Annotated in this window: 8 protein-coding genes; all 8 read left to right on the top strand. The window is 64.4% G+C overall.

Features of this window, described 5'->3' with window-relative positions; genetic code table 11:
* Positions 1-476: 476 nt before the first annotated feature.
* The 8 genes from EGJ86_RS07830 (at position 477) to ltaE (ending at position 9,344) form a co-directional block, all read left to right on the top strand.
* A complete protein-coding gene (locus tag EGJ86_RS07830; protein ID WP_125834677.1) occupies positions 477-1,697 on the top strand; it encodes an aspartate aminotransferase family protein in 1,221 nt (406 codons plus the stop codon).
* A gap of 162 nt (positions 1,698-1,859) precedes the next feature.
* Positions 1,860-2,876 (top strand): arginine/ornithine succinyltransferase subunit alpha, encoded by a 1,017-nt coding sequence (gene aruF / locus EGJ86_RS07825; protein WP_125834676.1) that lies wholly within the window; start codon positions 1,860-1,862, stop codon positions 2,874-2,876.
* Positions 2,877-2,954: 78 nt separating this feature from the next.
* Positions 2,955-3,971, top strand: coding sequence for an arginine N-succinyltransferase (gene astA, locus EGJ86_RS07820; RefSeq protein WP_125834675.1), 1,017 nt, complete (start codon positions 2,955-2,957; stop codon positions 3,969-3,971).
* A 63-nt stretch (positions 3,972-4,034) separates the two neighbouring features.
* Positions 4,035-5,498, top strand: coding sequence for a succinylglutamate-semialdehyde dehydrogenase (astD, locus tag EGJ86_RS07815; protein ID WP_125834674.1), 1,464 nt, complete (start codon positions 4,035-4,037; stop codon positions 5,496-5,498).
* On the top strand, positions 5,498-6,844 hold the full coding sequence (gene astB / locus EGJ86_RS07810; RefSeq protein ID WP_106733833.1) for an N-succinylarginine dihydrolase: 1,347 nt from the start codon (positions 5,498-5,500) through the stop codon (positions 6,842-6,844). Before astD ends, astB begins: the two co-directional genes overlap by 1 nt.
* 26 nt (positions 6,845-6,870) lie before the next feature.
* Positions 6,871-7,149, top strand: a complete 279-nt coding sequence (locus EGJ86_RS07805) for a hypothetical protein (RefSeq protein WP_003461883.1) — start codon at positions 6,871-6,873, stop codon at positions 7,147-7,149.
* A 17-nt stretch (positions 7,150-7,166) separates the two neighbouring features.
* Positions 7,167-8,180 carry a succinylglutamate desuccinylase gene (astE, locus tag EGJ86_RS07800; protein ID WP_106733834.1) on the top strand — a complete coding sequence of 338 codons (1,014 nt, stop codon included), beginning with the start codon at positions 7,167-7,169 and terminating at the stop codon, positions 8,178-8,180.
* A gap of 159 nt (positions 8,181-8,339) precedes the next feature.
* Positions 8,340-9,344: a low-specificity L-threonine aldolase gene (ltaE, locus tag EGJ86_RS07795; protein WP_106733835.1), complete on the top strand. Its 1,005-nt coding sequence runs from the start codon at positions 8,340-8,342 to the stop codon at positions 9,342-9,344.
* Positions 9,345-9,577 lie beyond the last annotated feature (233 nt).

Raw genomic sequence — 9,577 nt, 5'->3', positions numbered from 1 at the left:
CCCCCCCGCCCCCCCCCCGCCCCCCCCCCACCCCACCCCCCCCCCCCGCCACCCCCCGTTCCTGGCGCCGCCGCCCGGCGGCGGGGGGGGGTGCGCCGCGTTGGGGGGCCGAGCTCTGCTCGCGAAACTCTGGTGTTGCCCTCGGTTCGCGAGCAGAGCTCGCTCCTACGCCGCGGTGGCCGTAGCCCGGATTGCATCCTGGCTACGCAGGCGTGAATTTCGATACCGACCGGTCAGCCTGCGGAGATTTTTTCTGGCAGCGTGCTCCAGGCGGCGATCTGCGATTAAACTGCGCCTTTCCGACGCTTTCTGTCGCTTGGACGAAAACCCGCGGAAAACCTGGGGTGGCGCTGTAAGAAGTTGTCGCATGGCGACAATGCCGGCCCCGATTCAGTCCCTACAATCCTTGCATTCCCTGTCGTTTCGGGCGCTTTGCCGCCTGCCAGCGGCCGGTATTTCTCATCAGGAGAGCTTTGATGTCCGTTCAGCACGATGCGGTGCAACGCGCCGATTTCGATCAGTTCATGGTCCCCAACTACGCCCCTGCTGCCTTCGTACCCGTGCGCGGCCTGGGTTCGCGAGTCTGGGATCAGAGCGGTCGAGAGCTGATCGACTTCGCCGGCGGCATCGCCGTCAACGTGCTTGGCCATTGCCACCCGGTGCTGGTCGCGGCGCTGACCGAGCAGGCCAATACCCTGTGGCACATCTCCAACGTGTTCACCAACGAGCCGACCCTGCGCCTGGGCAAGAAGCTGGTCGAGGCGACCTTCGCCGAGCGCGTGTTCTTCTGCAACTCCGGCGCCGAGGCCAACGAGGCCGCGTTCAAGCTGGCGCGGCGTGTCGCTCATGACCGTTTCGGGCCGGAGAAGCACGAGATCATCGCGGCGACCAACAGTTTCCACGGCCGTACCCTGTTCACCGTCAGCGTCGGTGGCCAGCCGAAGTACTCCGACGGTTTCGGGCCGAAGATCCAGGGCATCACCCATGTGCCGTACAACGATCTGGAGGCGCTGAAAGCCGCCATCTCCGACAAGACCTGCGCGGTGGTGCTGGAGCCGATCCAGGGCGAGGGCGGCGTGCTGCCAGCCGACAAAGCTTATCTGGAAGGTGCCCGCGAGCTGTGCAACGCGCACAACGCGCTGCTGGTATTCGATGAAGTGCAGAGCGGTATGGGCCGTACCGGCGAGCTGTTCGCCTACATGAATTACGGCGTGGTGCCGGACATCCTCTCCAGCGCCAAGAGCCTGGGCGGTGGTTTCCCCATCGCGGCGATGCTCACCACCACTGACCTGGCCAAGCATTTCTCGCCTGGTACCCACGGCACCACCTACGGCGGCAACCCGCTGGCCTGTGCGGTGGGCGAGGCGGTACTGGATATCGTCAACACTGCCGAGACGCTGAACGGCGTCAAAGCCAAGAGCGAACAGTTCAAGACCCGCCTGCTGGCGCTGGGCAAGCAGTACGGCCTGTTCGAGCAGGTACGTGGCATGGGCTTGTTGCTCGGCTGCGTGCTCAATGACGCCTGGATGGGCAAGGCCAAGCAGGTACTCGATGCCGCCACCGCCGAGGGGCTGATGATTCTGCAGGCCGGCCCGGATGTGGTGCGTTTCGCCCCGAGCCTGGTGGTCGAAGAGGCCGATATCGACGAAGGCCTGGCTCGTTTCGAGCGTGCGCTGAGCAAACTGACGGCAGCCTGAGTCGTCGCTGACTTGCTGTGGGTGGAGCTTTAGCCGCGACAATCGCGGCTGCTCCTGCATGGATGCAGGAGCTAGAGCGAAGCAGGATGCCTGAGCCGAAGCACCTCCCACGGCTGTTTGCCCGACCCGGGCTACGAATTCCCTGTTTAGAAGGAGTGACCCATGCTGGTGATGCGCCCTGCGCAAATGGCGGACCTGGCGGATGTGCAGCGACTGGCTGCTGACAGCCCGGTGGGTGTCACTTCCTTGCCGGACGATGCAGGCCGGCTGGGCGACAAGATCGCCGCCTCGGATGCGTCGTTCGCCGCCGAAGTCAGTTTCAACGGCGAGGAGAGCTACTTCTTCGTGCTCGAGGACACCGAGAGCGGCCGCCTGGTCGGCTGTTCCGGCATCGTTGCCTCGGCGGGCTACTCCGAGCCCTTCTACAGTTTTCGCAACGAAACCTTCGTGCACAACTCGCGCGAGCTGAAGATCCACAACAAGATCCACGTGCTGTCGCTGTGTCATGACCTGACCGGCAACAGCCTGCTCACCAGCTTCTACGTCGAGCGCCCGCTGGTCAGCAGCGTGTTCGCCGAGCTCAATTCGCGCGGGCGCCTGCTGTTCATGGCCGGTCACCCGGAGCGCTTCGCCGATGCCGTGGTGGTGGAGATCGTCGGCCACAGTGACGAGAACGGTGATTCGCCGTTCTGGGACGCGCTGGGGCGCAATTTCTTCGACATGACCTACGCCGAGGCCGAGCGCCTGTGCGGCCTCAAAAGCCGCACCTTCCTCGCCGAGCTGATGCCGCATTACCCGATCTATGTGCCGCTGCTCTCGGACGAGGCGCAGGAGGCCATGGGCCAGGTGCATCCGCGTGCGCAGATCACCTTCGACATCCTCATGCGCGAAGGCTTCGAGACCGACCATTACATCGACATCTTCGATGGCGGCCCGCCCCTGCATGCGCGCACCTCGGGCATTCGTAGCATCGCGCAGAGCCGCCTGGTGCCGGTGAAGATCGGTGAGGCCGAGGCCGGTGGCCGCCAGTATCTGGTCAGCAACGGTCAGTTGCAGGACTTCCGCGCCATCGTTGCCGACCTCGACTGGGTGCCGGGCAAACCCGTGGTACTCAGTGCGCAGGCGGCCGAAGCGCTGGGGGTCGGTGAGGGTGCCAGTGTCAGGTTGGTAGCGGTTTAACCCCTGCTCCGCAGGAGAGGGCGCCCTTCATGGGCAGAGGAGAGTGCCGGCGGTGCTCTTGAGGAATCTGGAGGTTTTATGATCGTTCGTCCCGTGCGCAGTGCCGACTTGCCGGCCCTGATCGACCTGGCTCGCAGTACCGGCGCTGGCCTGACCACGCTGCCGGCCAACGAGGAGCGCCTGGCGCATCGGGTCGGCTGGGCGGAGAAGGCATTTCGTGGCGAGGCCGAACGCGCCGACGCCGACTACCTGTTCGTGCTCGAAGACGATGCCGGCAAGGTGGTAGGCATCTCTGCGGTGGCCGGTGCCGTCGGCCTGCGCGAGCCCTGGTACAACTACCGGGTCGGCCTGACCGTCAGCGCCTCGCAGGAGCTGAACATCCACCGCCAGGTGCCGACGCTGTTCATGGCCAACGACATGACTGGCAACTCGGAATTGTGCTCGCTGTTCTTGCATGCCGATCACCGCACGGGCCTCAACGGCCGCCTGCTGTCCAAGGCGCGTTTTCTGTTCATCGCCGAATTTCGCGAGCTGTTCGGCGACAAGGTGATCGCCGAGATGCGTGGCATGTCCGATGACCGCGGGCGTTCACCGTTCTGGGAAAGCCTTGGTCGGCATTTCTTCAAGATGGAGTTCTCCCAGGCGGACTACCTCACCGGCGTTGGCAACAAGGCTTTCATCGCCGAGCTGATGCCCAAGTTTCCGCTCTATACCTGCTTCCTGTCCGAAGATGCGCGCGCCGTGATCGGTCGGGTACACCCGGACACCGCGCCGGCGCTGGCCATGCTCAAGGCCGAGGGTTTCAGCTACCAGGGCTATGTCGACATCTTCGATGCCGGCCCGGCTATCGAGGCGGAAACCGCGAAGATCCGCGCCGTGCAGGGCAGCCAGAACCTGGTGCTGGCCATTGGCACGCCAGGCGATGACGCCGAGCCTTTCCTGATACACAACCGCAAGCGCCAGGATTGCCGCATCACCGCTGCGCCTGCACGCCTGGCTGCCGGCACCCTGGTGGTCGATCCGCTGACGGCCAAGCGTCTGCGCCTTTCCGCGGGTGATCAGGTGCGTGCTGTGACGCTGTCGGCGCACCGCTGAGTTATTGGTTTTGCGCGGCGGCCCAAGGCGGCCGCCGGAAAATGCTGGGAGTGGTAAAACAAGATGAACACTCATTACATCGCAGGTCAGTGGCAGCCCGGTCAGGGCGAGTCGCTGCAATCGCTCGACCCGGTCAGCCAGGCCGTGCTGTGGCAGGGCCAGGGCGCCACGGCGGCGCAGGTCGATGCCGCCGTTAGCGCTGCACGGGGTGCGTTTTCGCTGTGGGCCGCGCACTCGCTGGACGGCCGTATCGCCGTGCTGGAGCGTTTCGCCGCCTGTTTGAAGTCACGTGCTGACGAAGTCGCCCGAGCGATTGGTGAGGAGACCGGCAAGCCGCTATGGGAAGCCGCCACCGAAGTGAACAGCATGGTGGGCAAGGTCGCCATTTCCATTCAGAGCTACCGTGAACGCACTGGCGAGAAGAGCGGCCCGCTGGGCGACGCCACCGCCGTGTTGCGTCACAAGCCACATGGAGTGGTCGCGGTGTTCGGCCCCTACAACTTCCCGGGGCACCTGCCCAACGGCCATATCGTGCCGGCGCTGCTGGCCGGTAACTGCGTACTGTTCAAGCCCAGCGAGCTGACGCCGAAGGTGGCCGAGCTGACCGTGCAATGCTGGATCGAGGCCGGGCTGCCCGAGGGCGTGCTCAACCTGTTGCAGGGCGGTCGCGAAACCGGCGTCGCCCTGGCTGGCCACCCCGGCATCGACGGGCTGTTCTTCACCGGCTCCAGCCGCACCGGCAATCTGCTGCACGCCCAATTCGCCGGGCGCCCGGACAAGATCCTGGCGCTGGAGATGGGCGGCAACAACCCACTGATCGTCGATCAGGTCGCGGATGTCGACGCGGCGGTCTACACCATCGTCCAATCCGCATTCATCTCTGCCGGCCAGCGCTGCACCTGTGCGCGCCGTCTGCTGGTGCCGCAAGGAGAGTGGGGCGATGCGCTGCTGGCGCGCCTGGTGCAGGTCGTCGGGCAGATCAAGGTCGGTCGCTTCGACGAGCAGCCGGCGCCGTTCATGGGTTCGGTGATTTCCCTACAGGCCGCCGCGCAGCTGATGCAGGCCCAGCAGGACTTGCTGGCCTGCGGCGCCACGGCGTTGTTGGCGATGACGCAACCGCAGGTCGATGCTGCGCTGCTGACGCCCGGAATCCTCGATGTCACGGCCGTGAGCGACCGTCCTGACGAAGAGTTCTTCGGCCCGCTGTTGCAGGTGATCCGTTACGACAGCTTCGAATCGGCCATCGCCGAGGCCAATGCCACGGCTTATGGTCTGGCCGCTGGCCTGCTGTCGGACTCGAAGGCGCGCTTCGAGCAGTTCTGGCTGCATAGCCGCGCCGGCATCGTCAACTGGAACAAGCAGCTCACCGGTGCTGCCAGCACCGCGCCGTTCGGTGGTATCGGGGCGTCGGGCAACCACCGCGCCAGTGCCTACTACGCGGCGGATTACTGCGCCTACCCGGGGGCCGGGCTGGAAAGCGACAGCCTGAGCCTGCCCGCGACCCTGACTCCGGGAGTGACCCTGTAATGGCTGCCTATGAGATGAACTTTGACGGCCTGGTCGGGCCGACTCACAACTACGGCGGGCTGTCCTACGGCAACGTGGCTTCGCAGAGCAACAGTCAGGCGGCATCCAATCCCAAGGAGGCTGCCAAGCAGGGCCTGGCGAAGATGAAGGCGCTGATGGACATGGGTTTCAAGCAGGGCGTACTGGCCCCGCAGGAGCGCCCGGATGTCGCGGCGTTGCGCCGTCTGGGCTTCACCGGCAGCGATGTCGAGGTGATCCAGCGCGCTGCACGTGAGGCCATGCCACTGCTGGTGGCGAGTTGCTCGGCCTCGAGCATGTGGACGGCCAATGCCTGCACCGTCAGCCCCAGTGCCGACACGGCGGACGGGCGCGTGCACTTCACCGCGGCCAACCTCAACTGCAAGTTCCACCGCAGCATCGAGCACCCGACCACCAGTCGCGTGCTGCAGGCGATGTTCGCCAACCCGGCGCACTTCGCTCACCACCCGGCGCTGCCGGCAGTGGCGCAGTTCGGTGACGAGGGCGCAGCCAACCACACGCGCTTCTGCAAGGGTTATGGCGACGCCGGGGTGGAGTTCTTCGTCTACGGGCGCAGCGCCTTCGACGCTCGCTATCCGGCGCCGGCGCGCTATCCGGCGCGACAGACCCTGGAGGCCAGCCAGGCGGTCGCCCGTCTGCATGGGCTAAGCGAGGCGGGTGTGGTCTACGCCCAGCAGAATCCGGCGGTGATCGATCAGGGCGTGTTCCACAACGACGTGATCGCCGTGGGTAACGGCGAGGTGCTGTTCTATCACCAGGATGCTTTCCTCGAAACCGACAAAGTGCTGGCCGAGCTGGGCGACAAGCTGGCTCGTCGTGGCGGCAACTTTCAGGCCGTATGCGTGCCAGGCTCTGCCGTCAGCGTGCAGGACGCGGTGCGCTCCTACCTGTTCAACAGCCAACTGCTGAGCCGTGCCGACGGCAGCATGCTGCTGGTGGTGCCGGAGGAGTGCCGGAACAATGCCAGCGTCTGGCGCTATCTGCAGCAGCTGACGGCCAGCGGCGGGCCGATCCGCGAGGTGCGCGTGTTCGACCTCAAGCAGAGCATGCAGAACGGCGGTGGCCCGGCATGCCTGCGCCTGCGCGTGGCGCTCAACGAGCAGGAGCTGGCAGCGGTCAATCCAGGTGTGGTGATGAGCGACGCACTGCACGATACCTTGGTGGTCTGGGTCGACAAGCATTACCGCGACCGCTTGAGCGAAGCCGATCTGGCCGACCCGCAATTGTTGACCGAGTGCCGCACGGCATTGGATGAACTGACGCAGATCCTTAAACTGGGCTCGGTCTATCCTTTCCAGATAGCCTGACCCTGACCTCGATTCCCGGAGATTGTATGAGCGACGCGCTGCAACTGATTCTTGAAGACAACGATGGCACTCAGCTGGAAACCTCCTGCAGCCGCTTTGCCGTGGTCTGGCAGGGCAAGGAACTGTGGGTCCAGGCGGTTGGCGATCAGTTGCTGATCGGCGTCGACGTGGAGGAGGGCGATACCGAGTACGTCAACCTGCTGCTGCGTCCGCAGGCCACCAACCTGGTCAGCCTGCAACTGGAGATGGAGCCGATGATCGCCGATGAGGACGATCATGTTCATGGCCCGGACTGCAATCACTAAGTCTTGAGGAGTGCTCGATGCTTGCCCTCGGCAAACTGCTTGAACTGACCCTGGCCGGCCACGAGCCGTCGGCGAAGATTCAACTGACGCCCGATGGCACGCGTCTGCGCTGGCTCGATGAGGGCGCGCTGGAGGTGACTCCGCCTGCTGCGCGCGACAATGGCCTCGACCTGCTGCTGTCGGCCGGCGTCCACGGCAACGAAACCGCGCCAATCGAGCTGCTTGATCGTCTGTTGCGCGGCATCGCGCGCAACGAGCTGCATCCGGCGGCGCGCATTCTCTTTCTGTTCGGCAACCCTGAGGCCATGCGCCGTGGCGAGCGTTACGTCGAGCAGGACCTCAACCGTCTGTTCAGCGGCCGTCACGAGCAGTCCAGTGGCTTCGAAGCCATCAGAGCCTGCGACCTCGAGCACCTGGCCGTCAATTTCTTCGGCAAGGACACCGGTCGAACGCGCCTGCACTACGACCTGCATACCGCCATCCGCGCTTCCAAAATCGAGCAGTTCGCCCTCTATCCGTGGCAGGAGGGGCGTGCGCATTCCCGTCGCGAGCTGGAGCGTCTGCGTGCTGCCGGCATCGAGGCGGTACTGCTGCAGAACAAATCGTCGATTACCTTCAGCGCCTATACCTACGCGCAACTCGGCGCTGAGGCCTTCACCCTGGAGTTGGGCAAGGCGCGTGCTTTCGGTCAGAACGAACTGGTCAACCTCGATCTGCTGGAGAACGCGCTGCACGCGCTGATCGAAGGGCGCGAGGTAATCAGTGGTGAGCCGACCATCGATGGCATGCAGCTGTTCGCCGTGTCGCGCGAGGTGATCAAGCACAGCGATAGTTTCCAGCTGCACCTGCCTGCGGATATCGAGAACTTCACCGAGCTGGAGCCCGGCTACCTGCTTGCCGAGGATATCGCCGATACCCGCTGGATCGTGGAAGAGCAGGGCGCGCGCATCATCTTCCCCAATCCCAAGGTCAAGAACGGCCACCGCGCTGCCATCCTGATCGTCCCCGACGATGGTGCCGGTTTGGCATAGCGGCGTATGTTGCAGGGCTTTAGCCGCGACGTTGCGTCGTATTGGTCGCCGCTAAAGCGCCTCCCACGGCAGCCCGCGATTTTGCCTTCAACTGTATCTTCCACCGTCCGAGCGACCTCTTTAGCATGGGCCTTTCGCCAATTGCCGGGAAAGCCTGTCATGCCCCTGATCGACCTGCGTAGCGACACCGTTACCCAACCCACTGCTGCCATGCGCGAAGCCATGATGGCTGCCGAGCTGGGCGATGACGTGTATGGCGAAGACCCCACGGTTAATCGCCTGGAGGTCTGGCTGGCCAATGAACTGGGCTTCGAGGCGGCGCTGTTCGTCCCCACCGGCACCATGAGCAACCTGCTCGGCCTGATGGCTCATTGCGAACGCGGTGACGAGTACATCGTCGGCCAGCAGGCGCACACCTATAAGTACGAGGGTGGCGGCGCCGCCGTGCTCGGCTCCATCCAGCCGCAACCGATCGAGGGTGAAGCCGACGGCTCGCTGGATCTGAGCAGGGTCGAGGCGGCGATCAAGCAAGACGACTTCCACTTCGCCCGCACTCGCCTGCTGGCCCTGGAAAACACCATGCAGGGCAAGGTGCTGCCGCTCGATTATTTGGCTGCCGCCCGCGAACTGACTCGCCGTCGTGGTTTGAGCCTGCACCTCGATGGCGCCCGCCTGTATAACGCGGCGGTCAAGCTCGGTGTGCCGGCGCGCGAGATCACTCAGCACTTCGATTCGGTCTCGGTGTGCCTGTCCAAGGGGCTCGGTGCGCCGGTCGGTTCGGTGCTTTGTGGCAGTACGGCGTTGATCGCCAAAGCACGCCGTTTGCGCAAGATGGTCGGGGGTGGCATGCGTCAGGCCGGCGTGCTGGCGGCAGCAGGCTTGTATGCGCTGCAGCATCAGGTTCAGCGCCTGGCCGAGGATCACGCCAAGGCCGCACACCTGGGCGAGGCGTTGACCGAGTTGGGTTATAGCGTCGAGCCGGTGCAGACCAATATGGTCTATGTGCAACTTGGCGAGCGTGCCGGGCAAGTTAAGGCCTTCATGGCCGAACACGGCATCGCCGTCAGTGCCGCGCCACGCCTGCGTCTGGTCACTCATCTGGACGTCAGCGCCGAACAAATCGAGCGGGTGATCAGGGCATTTGCTGCTTTCCGTTCGCATTAAGCGTCAGGCGTGCGCTGCCGATAGGCGCACGCTATCAACAAGGCACTAGCCGCGGGCGAAAGGGCCGATATAATGCGTCCCTTTGCAGACTGCAGCGATAACTGCTGCGCTCGGTCATGCAGTGTTAAAAACCGGCTCAGGATGCTCATTTACAACCTGTAAACTGCGCACCTTCACCGGCTTTTGCCTTGCCTGACCTTCGCTCGCGACGTTCTCGCTTTGGTCTGCTTCGC

The organism is Pseudomonas sp. o96-267 (assembly GCF_003935465.1).
GTDB lineage: Bacteria > Pseudomonadota > Gammaproteobacteria > Pseudomonadales > Pseudomonadaceae > Aquipseudomonas > Aquipseudomonas sediminis.
This window is presented reverse-complemented; position numbering and strand designations above follow the sequence as displayed.